Here is a 14615-nt window from a genome sequence, read left to right as displayed (position 1 = left end):
GACAGAAACCGGAGTGAGGACATTTCCTTGTTGGTCTTGAGGCACACCGTTGATATCGGCGATAGCAGACCCAAGGCGACAACCAAAGGCTCTCACTTTTGTCCACGGGTAGTTCGCCATGACGAAATTCGCGAGGGCAACCGCCTTTGCGCTGCCCCAAACCGGGCGGCCAAGCGGCCAGCGGAGGCTGTTGCCAGGTTGCACGGTGTCGTGATCGAGGAAGGCAATTTCGCCGACTCCAGCTCGCGACAGTTCAAGGCCTGTGAAGCTACCAATCGCACCGCAACCGACTACCAGTGCCTTCTTGCCGAGAAGTGAATTTGCAACCGGCAGTCGGGCAAAAATATCGTCCTTTCCTGCACGCTCTCCAAGGACTAGCCTCGTTGTAGCCGCACCGGCTTTGCCGTTCGCGAACGCACGCCTTGTCGCAAGGAACAGCCAACCTGCCCCATTCTTCTTGGCGGAGCCATACTCGGTTTCCTCAGGAAACACGATCCCTGTGAGGGAGATAGGGCCACGCGTCGCGTCAATGACCTTTTGCACGCTGGCGGCCTGCAGCACCGCCTGCCGCGCAAGTTCATTCTCCGCTAGACGAAGCATGTCCTCGGCGTCGGCAGTCCGCGGGGGTGTGAACTTGACCCATCGCCCCGTAACCAACTGCGCGTCCGTCAGCTCGTTCGGCAACCCGAACCTTTTTCCGCAAATCGTGCCGGCGCTTGTTTTCAGCTGCCTCAAGACGCCCTCAAAAGCGTCAGGGTTACGTGGGGTGGGGCGTGGTGTATATACGACTTCCATAATGCCATGGCCACCGGTTGGGACCGGCATCTGTCCGTCGAACAGAATGATCGAGTCCTCTTCCTCTGTTCCCACAAAATAGGGCATCAGCGGATCAGCGACCTGCTCTTCGAGCTTGGCTGCATCACCCCACCTGCCCTCGGCTCTAGCTGCAAGAGCCCGCAATAGATGGTCGAGGCGCTCCTGGATGAAATCTGCAACAAGCTGCTTCGAGTTCCACTGCCCCGTCTCTTGCGTTAGCAGACAGAGTTCGCGTGACAGTGGATTCTGATGCCGCTCAAAAACCTCGGCGGGAGCGGCCACCGCAGGCCGGCAGAACGGATGAAGCGGGGAATAGCCGATGCGCAACAACATCGAAGCGGGCCGGCCCAGCACGGGCCAGTCCGCTTCGAGGATCAGCAAACCATTTCTCTCATAAATAATGCGCGGGGCGATTCCGAGACGTGCGTATGCTGCGAGTTCGTCCTCAAAAAGTCTCGGCCAGAGTGTCCACCAATCGTCTATCGCAGCACGTCCATTGTGTTTTGCCAATCGCTAGCCTACCGGGCGGTGATCGGGCGGTGTGCTTGGGCGCGGCGGGCCATTTCCGGGGGTCTCGCTCGGCGGGCCAGGAGGAACATTGGGATGCTCTGGATGCGGAGGATGGTCGTGTCCGGGGCCCGGATTTGGCAGCTTAGCCATCATTGATTCCTTATTTTCCGTAATCAGCGCTAAGTGGCCCTGCTTAGCATGTCAAGATATAACGCTTTTTATACACAGTTCCGTATTGCGGCACGCAAAGCCGATGCCGACAAAGCTCCTTTTGATTTTGTAAATTGTTTCCGGCAACATAGTTCGTGCGGCGGCTGGTAATCGCGCGGTTCTGCCATCGTCGGCATCTTCCACGTTGAGGAAATTGGCAACGCCGTTGCAGCCGGCTGCTCTTTCAGTGGCCGTGCGTGCGCCCCAGGCAAACCCAATCAATAAGGTCGGTCGGAATTCTGGTTTAATGCGCTGCCCAGGGGACGATCGTCGATATGCGCTTTAACACGAGGAGGCTCAGGCCTTTCGACAAGCGGAGTGATGGCAATATTGGTGGATCTTGATCCGTTCGGACCTGGCCGGCCGTCTCCCCGGGTGCGAACGGGTGCCTGCAGCTCGTTTCGCATCGGAATTCGAGGGTTCAGCCCCCGATGACTTCCTAAGGCTGCAACGCTGGTTCAAGCCCCAGCCTCAGCGAGTCGGAGGGAGTATGTAGCTCGTTGGAGCTGGTCATACCTCTCCAACAGCTTCCAGTCCTATATGATATTTGAGGTCCACGTGGCGCCGAGGACGGGGAGAATGTTGAGGACCCGGCCAACGCCTCCTCGGGAAAGACAAAATACCCTCGACGCGGTACACGTAACGTTATGGGCGACTCAATGCGAACTATAGTGAGAATAGAGCAAGAATCCGCGCTTAACGCTCTCAGGGTCAAGGACACCACACGCCGGAGCAACACTGCAGCAGCGCAGTCGTTTAGCTGCGTCAAATCCGCAGAGCTCGCCCAACTGGTAGGCGACTTGCTTCCCACCGACGAAGGATGCCTCGTGGTATTCGGGTCCTTAGCAAGGGGAGAATACACTGCGGACAGTGATCTGGATTGGGCCGTCCTTATCGATGGCCGAGCCGATTCTTTTCATTTGAAGATCGTGCACTCGCTCAAACACAAGCTGAACGAAGCCAAATTCAACCTCCCGGGGCCTACCGCGGTCTTTGGCGGCCTAGTGTTCAGTCACGACCTGGTGCATGCGATCGGGGGCGAAGAAGATACGAACAGAAATATGACTCGCCGACTGCTCTTGCTGCTTGAATCGACCGCCATAGATTCGCACTCCAGCATGAAGTGCACGGACGCATTTTGAATGCGATTTTGAATCGCCACGTCGAAGAGGACGCAAATTTCATCCTCGGTAACCGTCGCAAAGATAGAATACCGCGCTTCCTATTGAACGACGTGTACGTTTCTGGCGGACGATGGCTGTCGACTACGCGAACAAGTACCGAGCAAGGGCCGGAGAAAAGTGGGCTCTTAGGAACATAAAGTTGCGGCGCCTGATCCGGTGGCCACCGAACATAAACGGTCATGGGGAAAGAGCCGGCGATACTAGACGCGGCACGATCAGGGGCGAAATATGGAACCGCATGAGAATGACCTGTCGAACGAGGTGGCAGCGCTCGCCGACATCCTTAAATGGTCAGCGGAGGTGCCGGCATGGCAACGCGATACGTTGCGGTCGGCTGCAGCCAGACCAAGCTGGAGGCAGCCGACATCTCGGCACCCGTCGCCATCAGCAAGGGCGACGGACAGGCATACCGCTCGACGCGAGCCACATCAGGGACCCTGCAGCCAGCCACGCCGTCGTCAGCCTCAGCGCTCTTCAGCCTGCCGCACGTTAATGCACTGGCGCCCGGTGAACGACTTTCGTTCGGTAAAACGGGCCTGACCGCCATTTACGGCGACAACGGCGCCGGCAAATCCGGCTACGCCCGCGTCCTGAAGCACTCTGCCGGGCGCGCTCGCCGAAGGGCGACGCGATCCTTCCCAACATCTATGCGGCGGCATCCGGCACGCCGTCCGCCAGTGTCGACTTCTTCATCGGCGAAGAGAAGCGAAGCGCATCCTGGCTCCAGGGTAACGCGCCAGATCCAATACTCTCGGCCGTCAGTGTATTCGACTCGCGCACTGCAAATGTCCATGTCGAGAACTCCAACGATCTCGCCTACACACCGCTGCCGCTTCGTATCCTCGCGGGTCTCGCGCAAGCATGCCAGGACGTGAAGGCCAAACTGGCCGCCGAGAAAAAAGCGCTCCAGGAAGCCCGCCTCAAGTCGGCGATCGAGCAGCTCGAGCGGCTCATTGCCGCCGCTACTGACGAAAGCCGGGCAGCGTTACGCGAGGCCCATACGCACTTTGCAACGGCGCGCTCCTCCGCCGCGGCCGGCTCCGCCAACCTGTTCGCGGATGAGCCGCTGCCCCACATCGGCTCGGACGTCTGGAAGCCCTTGTGGGAGGCTGCTCGGGATTATTCCCGCGCATCCGCCTATCCCGACCGGCCGTTCCCGGTGACCGGGATTGGAGTCCATTGCGTCCTATGTCAGCAGCCGCTCTGCGAGTAGGCCTCGAAGCGACTCAGCAGCTTGGAGGTTTTCGTGCAGGATGAGAGCAAGCGTCGCGAACAGGAAGCCGCAGACGCGTATGACAAGAAGCTCGCAGCGGTCTCGTCACATGCCATCTCTATGAAGTTTCTCGTCAGCAGAAGGGCCGTCCTGTCCAAGGTCTGAGTCACGGCCTCTATGTCTTTCGCGTCATCGATGAATGGCTGGACGCGGGCGCCCGAAAGCTATTCCACAAATGTTATGGTATTTGGATAGTCGTTGATATTAGCATACCTGTGCGTTATCTCTTCGTCAACTTGTATTTCTCGCAGGGCAACAATGCTTGCCCACACGCCAGTGTCTTCGTCCAACCACACTATTTTTGAGTTCGGGTTTTGTGAATGATTTATCATTGAGATTAGACCGAAAACAACATAGCCTGAGTGTTGATTTTCTATAGATTCATGTGTCGGCCGAACAAAGTAGTACTCGAAAAGTCCGGAGCGCTTTAATAGCTGTTCATCATGACTGGTAAATCCCCATGTCGGATCTCTTTCAATCAAATCGCCGACCTTGAATGGAATATTGGCAAATACGCCACGTCCCTTTTGGGAAACATTCCTTACATACACGGGGTTTCGCCGATCGCCGACCGCTCCATTCATCGCGTTTTTCCTTCTTCTGTACTTCTCACTATTGCTTCATCGCACGATGGTCTTCGGCGGGTCAGCGCCGCCAAAGCTACGGTCTTCGGCGGGTCAGCGCCGCCAAAGCTACCACATCCCCTCCGTGAATAACGTTATGTTAGGTGACGTTCAGGTTATACGATTTCTCAAAAAGGTAATGCTAGAAATATAATTGTAAAGGTCGGCATATGGACTGAGCATTGGTGAGCTCTCGCCGATCAGTCAGCAAATGGCATTAACGGCCATTCACAATAAATTCACACAACTTCACGACTGCAGATCGCTGGCGATGATAATTGTAATGGCGAACCAAGGTGACAGGAACCGACTGAAGGTCATCTCGCCCGGAACAGTTGTATGTGTGGCCAGAATCTACAATGGAGACGAATTGCACCTTGGAGGCAAGAGTCTCCCCAGTCGTCTTTGGATGCAATAGCTGTAAGCGGTTGCCCTAGGTGGGCTCGCCGCCAGTTTCAAAATTGCCCTTTTGAGCTCAATCAATCTTCGGCAAACGAAGTCCTCGGCTATGACGTTTGTCGCGAAAGCAGACGTCCGATCTTTCCGAAGAGACCGGGCTACCGATGCAGAACGGCTGTCGGCAAATGTCCGGCGTCCAGGTCCAGGAGAGTTTCGGCGGCTAAGAAGCAGTCGGGTCGACCGGCGGTGGCAATCACGCGGGTTACCTGAAGTATGAAGGCGCAGGACGGTGTGCCCAGATTGGTACTCTCAACGCAGTCGCCAGCGCGAGGCATCGCTATGTATGCCGCGGGTGTGTTCATGCTCTGCGTCATGGACGCCATGATCAAATGGCTGTCGACTGACTATTCGATCGCTCAAATCGTATTTTTCCGCGCCGTCGTTGGGCTTGTTCCGACGTTGGCGATGCTACCGCGGCGGCCCGGACTTTTGTCGCTGAAAACCGGTAGGGTCGGAGCGCATCTGTTACGCGGTCTTGCCAGCCTAGTGGGTACGTTCGGCTTTTGCTGGGCCCTGGCGGTGATGCCCTTGGGCGCCGCCTACGCTATCGGGTTTGCCTCGCCGATGTTTGTTACTGCCATGTCGGTCCCAATTCTGAACGAGAGTGTAGGCTCAAAGCGGTGGCTGGCCGTATTTGTAGGCTTTGCTGGCGTCCTTATCATGATCCGACCGGGCGTCGACGGCGCTTTCGGCGGGGGCACCATAGCATTTGTTGCTACCGCTTCGTACGCCCTGTCGATGGTGCTGGTCCGCCTTCACAGTCGCACCGAGAGCAACGTTGCGATGATCTTTTACGGCAGCGTTGTCGTCATAGCGGCAACTGGCGTTCAGATACCTTTCGTCTGGATCACACCGGGGTGGTCGGACGGCGGTCTTCTTGTCCTGGTCGGGCTCCCTGGCGGCGCCGGCACTCTTATGATGGCCCAGGCCTTTCGCATGGCAACGCCATCAATCGTTGTGCCGTTCGAGTATACTGGCATGGTATGGGGCGTTGGGCTCAGCTTTTTGATCTGGGGAGATGTACCTGACCTGTGGACTTGGATCGGATCGCTCGTCGTTATCGGCAGCGGCCTTTACATCCTGCACGGGGAGATAAAAGCCGGACCACCGCCGTCGCCGCCCGCGAATTTCGCTAACTCGCACGGCGAAAGTGAGGTTCAGCCTCCATCAGCGAGCTACAGCGGTACGGAACACTGCAATGGAGAGGTCCGTGGGCTGTCAGTTTCTCTTCATCGAGATCCCTGACGATCATCATCGCCTCTCAGGCTGCCGTGTTCACGGTGCTGACGATCACGCTTTCGATAGCGTCCTCGAGGATGCCGAGGCCGTAGCTCAGCTGATCTTCTCCAATGACAAGAGGTGGCAGACACTTCACAACCTCGTCGTTGGGACCAGAGGTCTCGACAATGAGGCCTTTCTGGAAAGCGGTCTTGACGACCTCACCGGCAACCTCTCCGGACTTCAGATCGATACCCCGTATCATGCCACGACCCCTCGCCGACACGCGGCTCGGGCCGTACTTCTCCGCGATCTGTTCAAGCCGGCTCTTCATCAGATCGCCTTTCTTCCTGACAGACGCTGCCAAGCCGTCTGTCCTCCAGAAGTGCTCCAGGGCTGCTCTGGCGGTTACGAAAGCATGGCAATTGCCGCGGAACGTGCCGTTGTGCTCTCCGGGCTCCCACTTGTCGAGTTGTCGATCGATTAGGACGAGGGCCATAGGCAGGCCGTACCCCGATATCGATTTGGCCATTGTGACGATGTCCGGGCGCAGACCGGCCGCCTCGAAGCTAAAGAACGCATCGGTCCGGCCAACACCGACCTGGATGTCGTCTACGATCAGCAGAGCTTCGTGCCTTTTTGCAATCGCTGCTACTTTGCGCAGCCATTCCGTCCCGGCGACATTGAGGCCGCCTTCGCCCTGAACTGTCTCGACAATCATCGCCGCCGGGGCGTCTATACCGCTGGAGGGGTCCGAGAGGACGCGATCAAGGTAATCGGCGGTGTCTACACTGGATCCAAGATAGCCGTCATAGGGTAACCATGTGACGCCGCCGAGCGGCTGGCCAGCGGCTGCGCGGTGGTACCGGTTGCCGGTGCAGGAGAGCGCGCCAAGGCTCACGCCATGGAAGCCATTGGTGAAAGCTATGACGTTGGAGCGTCCAGTGATCTTGCGTGACAGCTTGAGGGCAGCCTCTACCGCGTTCGCGCCGGTCGGACCCGCAAACTGTACGACGTAGTCTAGTTGTCGGGGCCTAAGGATCGTCTCGTGGAATTCTCGCAGAAAAGACTCCTTGGCCTCGCTATACAGATCGAGGCCATGGGTGATGCCGTCGGCGGTAATGTAGTCTGCTAGCGCGGACTTCAGCTCGGGGGGATTGTGCCCATAGTTTAAACTCGAGCAGCCCATGAGAAAGTCGAGATAGGCCGTCCCATCTCGCGCAAACAACTGAGCCCCACGCGCTTTCGCGAAAACGACAGGAAAGCGACGGCAGTAGCTGCGCACTTCGGACTCGAGATGGTTGAAGATCGCAAACTCGTTGTCGCGATCTGGTGCACATAGGTGGGTCATCATTGTCTCCTTATCTGCGCATTGGCTAGGTAGACCGGCGGCAATGCTGCAAATGGGGTTCACGGTCGAACCAGGGAGCTTGCCGGATTGATGCACCCAGGTTCTAGCCACAGCTGCGAAGAACAACTTGGACGAACACGAGTGCCCCTTCGCTTCGCGTTTCAAGAGAGAACATCTCAAAAGTCATGCCAACCGCGCCTAGCTAGGGAGCCTTAGAAATATTTTTTGAGTTTTGCTCAATGATTTGACCCGGAATGCAGCAGGCAACCCAGGCCGAAGCCAATGTGTGTCGCGGATCCGACAGACACGACAGTAGGTTTCGGTTGCGCGCGTTTTCTCAGGAATGGCCGCGGGGTTTAACAATGAGACTGGGAGCGGATCACATTGCGATCGGCGCTGACGACCGAGCGTGCTACAGACACGAAATTAGACTGATTTACGTGCGTCAATCAAACATCGAGAAGTCGAGGTATTGGTCGCCGGTCACGTAACGTCCCTTCGCTTCGGTGAACATTGCAGGGTAGGAGCGAAAGGTAGGTTCAGAATTCCGATTCAATGTCTTCCATGGTCAGAGGTCTCCGTATAACTATGATTCAACGTCATTCAACTAACTGGAAAGTTGAAATAAAGTTACAGCATATCTGTGGTTGCAATCCGTCCAGTACTGTACTTGTCGAAAACCGTAATCGCCTAACATCCCACTAAAAATATTTAAGTCGACTTTTCTCATGATTTCCGTTCTGATCATCTCACCTTTTTTGAGATGAAAGGCGAATTCTAGCCTGTGGAGATTAATAAATTGATCCCGCACAGACTCAAGGTAAGTTTCCATGCGATGCATCGATTTATTATGAAAAGATACATGTCGAAACTGGAATATATCAAAATCTCCACCAAAGCGCCAATTCAAATGTTGTAGAACGCATAGGTTGGCTAGAATAGCGGTTTGATTGTTGTATGCCGCCTCTAGGATTTCCGTTTCTTTATCCAAATCTATGCCGGCTAAAAAGTAATCGCCGGGAGACAAGGCTGAGCGAACCGTCAGGAGGAGATTATCCAACTCATCGTCGTGCATGTTCCCGATCGTGCTGCCGAGGCAAAATAAAAGCTTTGGGCTAACGAGGCTCTTGATCTCCGCGAGTCCGGTCTGGTAGGTTCCGACGATCCCTAAGAAGTTCAAATCCGACGACACGGAGAGAATGTTTTCAGCTGCTCTCTCCAAAATCGAGCGATTGATGTCCACGGCGGCGTAAGAGGTCGGGCCATGCATCTTCACATAAGCATCAACTAGCAGGGTTGTTTTCTCGGCATTCCCAGATCCGAGCTCGATGAGAGAGGCAGGACCTGTGATTTCGGAAATCGTCTTTGCGTACTTGTCTAGTATCTCTTTTTCTGTGCGGAACAGGTAATATGTTTGCTCGTCACACAGTCGCTCAAATAACTGTGATCCTGTATCGTCGTAGTAGTAAATGGAGTTCACATTGCGCGGCGATTCCGACAGGGACGCCACCAATAAATCTCCCTTGAAAAGCGTCTCATCAGGAACGTCCGCACCGATGATATCATATTGATGGCCTATGGCCGCTGTGTCTGTGCCAAGATCGTGTCGCACCATAGAGATAGCTCCATCTAATAGCGGTGTACTGGCGATGGGTAAGAAATGGCTTATGTATCGATTCGTCACCAATGACATGGATATCGGGGGCAGCTCCCGCCGTTTGACGAAGAAGGACTTTCAAAAGTCGTGCCAATCGTGCCGGGGAGCGTTAGAGATTCTTTACTGAGGTTAGTTCAATGACTTAAACGGGAATGCAGCAGGCAGCCAGGCCGAAACCGTTGTGTCGTGGAGTCGACAGACCCGACAGTAGGTGTAGGTTACCGGCGTTTTCCCGGGAATGGTGCCCGTGAAGGCTGGCCGTCGATAGGCTTGACTGACGTCGACGCTTTTCTCGTCTCTTACGCTCAACGATATTCCCGGTCTCACGTCAGCGATGTTGCGTGCCGTATTGGCTGTTTCCTGCGCTGGAGCGGGCGCATCCACGTCGATCTCAGCGAAGCCGTAATTGGCCGGTGAAGCTACGCCTCGACCGGTCACAGATCGTCGACGAGCCGCTCGAAACCCGGGCGCCCGACGGCGACGTTCGCGCTGCGGCCCAGATCCTCGTCGATCACCTCCATTGGGGTGCCCCCCACCATCTCATATTGCCGGCGTTGATTCTCAAGGTTTGCATGAACCTGTTGGGCCGTTGACTGTGTGAAGTAGACGGCGGCCTTGCGCTTCAGGAGTGCCATGGTAAGAAGATTACCGCCCGTCATCGGTCATCTCCTTCTCCGTGACACCTACAGCCGTCATCAGCAGCTTGGCGAGCTCGCGACCAAGACTGCGCGTTGCGCTCTCGTCAGCCCGTCCAAGGCTGGTAAGTCGAGTGGCATGATCAACTGCCACAGTGCTGGCCGGCGGGAGCAATGTCTTGATGTCGTTGTAGAGCCACCAGATCCGGCTCTGGCAGGGCCTCGTCGCGGCGCTGCGGTCGGTGAAGCTATCGAGGGCCATGGATCTGCCGCTCCATATGGACCCAGCACCGCGCGTGCTCGCCGATCGCGAACTGGCCCGCCCCATCACTGAGGATGACGGTGCCGTCGAGGGCCTTCGGTTTCAGACCACCCCACAACGCGCCTTCACTGGCGATGCGGAACGGATCCAGGGGGCCATCCTTGGGCCCAAGGCCGTGGGCGAGCAGATGGGTGTCCCATGATGCCTCGTCCTCGAACCCGGACGGCTAGCAGAAAATCCGTCGTGACCATCGGCAGCCCACGCTCCAGCATGTAGGCGCGTGAGGCGGCATTCAGGACCCACCGGGCCGAGGAGCCGCAGGAAGTTCAGCCGGCTCTTCGACTTGGTGGTAGTGAACACGGCGAACCGGTCATTGCCGATTTGCGTGCATACGCCATTGACCGCGCCATGGCGGGCGCCGGTGTCGTCGACGCTGACCCAACCGGCCGCAGCGAGCCCGGCCGTCAGAACCTGCTTCGCTTCGGCGAGGAAGGCCTCGATCTTGCTGGTCAGAATCCACACGACCTGGCGCTTGGAGATCGACACGCCGAAGTCGCGCAGCAACGCGACGATCGCTCCACGGTCGATTGACCCTGGTGATAAAGTGACAGCACCAGACGCCGAAGTTCCAGACCAAAGTGCCCGTCGACCCCGTCCGGCAACGGAGCGACGACAATCGGGCCATCCGGCAGCGGTCCCGATGATAGCGGACCACCCGCACCCCGACCGCCAGATCCTGCCCACGAAGCTTGTCCGCCCAGAAACCGCGAGCCCAGTGGCGGCTCATAACAAAGACGGCGCCCTCCGGTGACGATCGCCCGGCTCGATCCACTCCGCTTCGGATCCGTTGCCGCAGGCGAGCTCCGCTTGGACAACTGCTCCACCCCGCTCGGCTTCAGTGTCGGGCGCGGCCGTAGACCTTTCAGACGCCAGATCTCATCCTTCAGAGCCGCATTCTCGGCGCGAAGCCCGGCGCCCCCCCGCAACTGCACGATCATGTCGAGCAGGTCCGCAGGGGTCAGCGTTCGAGAATCTGGTGGCTCCGACATGGCCTGATAAAATCACGCCGTCCGGCAAACCGCCACCCACCCCAACCCGATACACCCGAGTCATAACGCCGCGTCCGCCACCGCTTTTGCCCCGGTTACCGTCAGTCAGCGCATCCACGGTCACCCGAGGTCTGCCCAAGATGAACGCTTCGCAAACGTCGCGAACAACATCCATGCGGGAACGACAATGACTTCGCCATGGCGCACGACAATACGCACGACTCTGTTGTTCGCCCGCTCCTCGGTATACTCGCATCGAACGGTCGGCCCGAAATACGGATGCTATCATACCAACCACAATCTCGCGCCTGACATGGGCAAAATGTCTGCGAGATGGCAGTTACAAGAAAAACAGGTCTCTTTGCGCGCAGCGGCGGAGGAGACGCGCCTGGGTCGCAATAGCCACTATGCTGCAGTGGGCAAAAAATGAATCGCGTCGATCCTTACGCCTGGCTCAAGCAGACCCTCGAGCGCATCACCCAACGCCGGCCGATCAACCAGATCGATGCACACATGCCTTGAAACTTCAGCCCCCAACGGTCTGAGCTCTACGCTTATAAACCTGCAACAAAACTCGAAATAAATTTCGCAGATTCTTAACGCGGCAAGCTCGTTGACGATGGTAGCCTCGGAAGCAAGGTCTGAGGTCAAGCGCGGCTATAAAGATGCCGACAATCCTTCAGACCGCCGCACCTCACGCACCGATGGAGTTCACAGCCAATGGCAAGAGCGCTGATCCTGATTGGAGGCACGACAACGGGCTCGGGTCTGCTATACCTCCAGGCTGCTCAGCGTCTTGGCCTTCAGCCAATTGCCCTTTCGGACGATCCAACTCTGTATGACCATTTCGCTGCGAGAGAGGTTGAGTCAATCCGTGTTGATACAGACGATCTTGATGCGCTGATCCGCGAATGTTCCCGGTTGCGAGCGACTTATGACATCGCCGGCATAACGGGCGCTGCCGATTCGTTTTGTACGATAGCCAGCAAGCTCTGTCGGCACTTCGATCTCCCTGGACCGACCCCGAGAGCTATTGAACAATGCCTCGATAAGTACACTCAACGTCAACTTCTCGCGGCTTTAGGCGTTCCGATGCCTAGTTATCGCTTGGCGGCCAATGCAGCGGAGATAAAGGATTCTGCCGCGGAAATCGGGCTGCCGGTGATAGTTAAGCCGGCGATGGGCCACGGCAGCGTCGGTGTTCGATTATGCCGCACTGCCAAGGACTTGGCCGAACATACGACCCATCTGTTAGGCGGGAAGCACATATGGCGGTCTTCGCCTAAGATACTGGTCGAAGAATTCGCACAAGGCCCCTATTATACCGCTGAAATAATGGGGAATGAGCTCGTTGCAATTGGCACCGGCGACTTCGGTTGCCCGCCTCATTTCGTTTGTCGTGAGTTCACCTTTCCGGCCCTGCTAAGCGATGATGAGCATGAGCGCATCGCCGATGTTTCGCTGAGCTGTTTGCGCGCTCTCGGTCTTGGCTGGGGGCCAACGAACATTGAGTTTCGGTGGACGAAGCGTGGTCCGGTCGTCATTGAAGTCAATCCGCGCCTTGCTGGCACACCCTTTCCTCAACTCATTCGTCTGGCTTACGGTGTCGATCTCATCACCCAGCACATCAAGGTTGCCATTGGTGAGGAATGGGATTTGCGCAGAAGGCATTCGCGCATCGCGGCCGCGCGGCACCTGATTGCTGATCGCGATGGCACCCTTGATTGGATCAATGGGCACAGCCAAGCGGCCGCAGTATCAGGTGTTACCGAGGTCAAGTTCTATGTTGAACCCAACAAACCGATTGTCAGAAAAGGCGATGATCGAGACTGCTTGGGACATGTCATCGCCGCTTCATGTAGTCGTCCTCACACCCAGGCGATACTTCAGCGTGCCGTCGACTTGATCGGGTGGTCGATCACGCCATTTCCGACCATTGATGAAATGGCACCTTGACTGAAAAATATTTGAAGCCCTGTAGGACAAGGGTCCCAAGAACTGTGAACGTGTCAGAGAATGCACGAAAGAACTATCCCGTGCTTTCCCGGTGATTTTGCAATGCCTCCATCCGGTCCATCACGCGACAAGAACGATCTCTTCCGCGAGCGCCTGGATGCGATCATCAAAATGCGGCACTCGCTGGTTCGGCTTTCGGCGCTGATGCAATGGGCGCGGTTCGATGAGGCATTCGGGCGCTTCTACCGCCCGGTCGGCAGGCCGGCCAAGCCGACCCGGTTGATGATCGGGCTGCATTGATCTCAAGCACGTCTACGATCTGTCGGATGAGGAGGTCGTGGAGCGGTGGGTCGACAATGCGTACTGGCAGTATTTCTGCCGCTTCGAGTTCTTCCCGCGTGAGGCGCCGATCAACGCCAGCACGATGACGCGCTGGCAAGCGGATCGGGCCTGGTGGGCCCGAGCAGATGCTGAAGGCAAGCGTCGAGGTGGCGCTCGACACCGGGGCGGCCAAGCCGAGATTCGTCGTCCTTGAAGAACTCGACTTCTCAGCATTAGTTGCACAAGGGCGCACCGTTGGAGCGGGCTATACCAGCTGAGCTGCGGCGTCAGGCTATTCGCGGCCGGAGGGGTGGCGTTGCTGTGGTTGCGAGCACCGCCAGGATGAAGGCGCACAAAAGCCTCAGTCAGTTGAGCAGGAAGCTGAAATTGTAGCCGACGGCGGCGAGCACGGCGTTGTTGGCGTCGCCTCGGGCGAAGGCCAGGAAGTTGCGGCCCATGCGGTGATCGGTCTTGAGATGGCCGATGACCGGCTCGATGGCGGCTCCGCCGTCGCAGCGCCCGTTTGACGGCCTTGGTGAGGCCGCGCTTGTAGCCGGCGACATGGACCTTGAAGGTCTTGTCCTTTGGCGCGTTGTGGCCGCGATAGCCGGCATCGGCGACGATCTTGCCGAGGTTGGCGCCGGTCGAGCTCTCGATTGCCGGAAGGATGGTGGCCAGCGTGTGGCCGTCATAGGGATTGCCGGGCAGCGCCTTGACGTGGGCGACGAACTGGCCGCCGTGGCTGCGCTTGAGCGGCGTGGCGACCGAGACCTTGACGCCGAACTCATAGGGCTTGTGGGCCTTGCCCTTGCCGATGCACTCCACCTCCGGAGCGTGCAGGGAGTAGACCTTCCGGCCCCGCTCGCGCTGGTCCCTGACGCGGCGGGCAAGCGACAACGACAGGCCGAAGACCTGCATCAGGCCCGGCTGCCCGGCGATCTTGCGGGCGATGTCGCGGATCACCGCGCCCAGCATGGTGCGCAGCCGCTTGAGCTGCCGGTTGGCGCGCTTGAAAGCGCCTTGACTGGCGTGGAGGGGTCGAAGAGCGCTGTTTGTCGCCAAAATAGTGTCACCGGCGCGTGCGGCGGCGG

11 protein-coding genes and 2 pseudogenes are annotated in these 14615 nt (G+C 57.5%); 5 read left to right on the top strand and 8 right to left on the bottom strand.

Translation table 11 applies throughout. The annotated features are described in order from the left end of the window. Positions 1–1197, bottom strand: a 1197-nt coding sequence (locus tag EOA60_RS02915; protein WP_245502517.1) for a ThiF family adenylyltransferase, incomplete at its 3' end; no start/stop codon positions are given. A 2394-nt stretch (positions 1198–3591) separates the two neighbouring features. Between EOA60_RS02915 and EOA60_RS38710 the strand changes: the two genes are divergently transcribed. Continuing rightward, the gene (locus EOA60_RS38710; protein ID WP_245491844.1) at positions 3592–3933 is read left to right on the top strand and encodes a hypothetical protein; all 342 of its coding nucleotides are present in this window, start codon (positions 3592–3594) and stop codon (positions 3931–3933) included. Between the two features lie 224 nt (positions 3934–4157). Here EOA60_RS38710 and EOA60_RS02900 read toward each other — a convergent pair whose 3' ends face one another. Further along, complete coding sequence (locus EOA60_RS02900) at positions 4158–4577, bottom strand: SET domain-containing protein-lysine N-methyltransferase (RefSeq protein WP_127336095.1); 420 nt, start codon at positions 4575–4577, stop codon at positions 4158–4160. 711 nt (positions 4578–5288) lie between these two features. On the opposite strand from EOA60_RS02900, the gene EOA60_RS02895 reads away from it, so the two are divergent. Beyond that, positions 5289–6320 carry a DMT family transporter gene (locus EOA60_RS02895; RefSeq protein ID WP_127335829.1) on the top strand — a complete coding sequence of 344 codons (1032 nt, stop codon included), beginning with the start codon at positions 5289–5291 and terminating at the stop codon, positions 6318–6320. 16 nt (positions 6321–6336) lie between these two features. On the opposite strand, the gene ectB is transcribed toward EOA60_RS02895, so the two are convergent. From ectB to EOA60_RS02870, 5 genes are all read right to left on the bottom strand, one after another. Then, positions 6337–7647 (bottom strand): diaminobutyrate--2-oxoglutarate transaminase, encoded by a 1311-nt coding sequence (gene ectB / locus EOA60_RS02890; protein ID WP_127335830.1) that lies wholly within the window; start codon positions 7645–7647, stop codon positions 6337–6339. 604 nt (positions 7648–8251) lie between these two features. After that, entirely contained in the window at positions 8252–9259 is a 1008-nt protein-coding gene (locus tag EOA60_RS02885; protein ID WP_164748479.1) for an L-histidine N(alpha)-methyltransferase, read from the bottom strand. Positions 9260–9735: 476 nt separating this feature from the next. Beyond that, entirely contained in the window at positions 9736–9960 is a 225-nt protein-coding gene (locus EOA60_RS02880) for a hypothetical protein (RefSeq protein ID WP_127335832.1), read from the bottom strand. Then, positions 9947–10198, bottom strand: coding sequence for a hypothetical protein (locus EOA60_RS02875; protein ID WP_127335833.1), 252 nt, complete (start codon positions 10196–10198; stop codon positions 9947–9949). The genes EOA60_RS02880 and EOA60_RS02875 overlap by 14 nt, the downstream gene beginning before the upstream one ends. 102 nt (positions 10199–10300) lie before the next feature. Continuing rightward, entirely contained in the window at positions 10301–10762 is a 462-nt protein-coding gene (locus tag EOA60_RS02870) for a hypothetical protein (RefSeq protein WP_127335834.1), read from the bottom strand. A 911-nt stretch (positions 10763–11673) separates the two neighbouring features. Between EOA60_RS02870 and EOA60_RS02865 the strand changes: the two genes are divergently transcribed. From EOA60_RS02865 to EOA60_RS02855, 3 genes and pseudogenes are all read left to right on the top strand, one after another. Then, entirely contained in the window at positions 11674–11769 is a 96-nt protein-coding gene (locus EOA60_RS02865) for a transposase domain-containing protein (protein WP_128311051.1), read from the top strand. A 198-nt stretch (positions 11770–11967) separates the two neighbouring features. Beyond that, entirely contained in the window at positions 11968–13203 is a 1236-nt protein-coding gene (locus tag EOA60_RS02860) for an acetyl-CoA carboxylase biotin carboxylase subunit family protein (protein WP_127335905.1), read from the top strand. Positions 13204–13305: 102 nt separating this feature from the next. Further along, positions 13306–13721, top strand: a pseudogene (locus EOA60_RS02855) (transposase); the annotation flags it as partial. 174 nt (positions 13722–13895) lie between these two features. On the opposite strand, the pseudogene EOA60_RS38705 reads toward EOA60_RS02855, so the two are convergent. Then, positions 13896–14615 (bottom strand): annotated as a pseudogene (locus tag EOA60_RS38705) (transposase); the annotation flags it as partial.

This window comes from Mesorhizobium sp. M1A.F.Ca.IN.020.06.1.1 (assembly GCF_004023265.1).
Classification (GTDB): Bacteria; Pseudomonadota; Alphaproteobacteria; order Rhizobiales; family Rhizobiaceae; genus Mesorhizobium.
The sequence above is the reverse complement of the archived record's forward strand: the minus strand, read 5'-3'. Positions and strand labels throughout refer to the sequence as shown.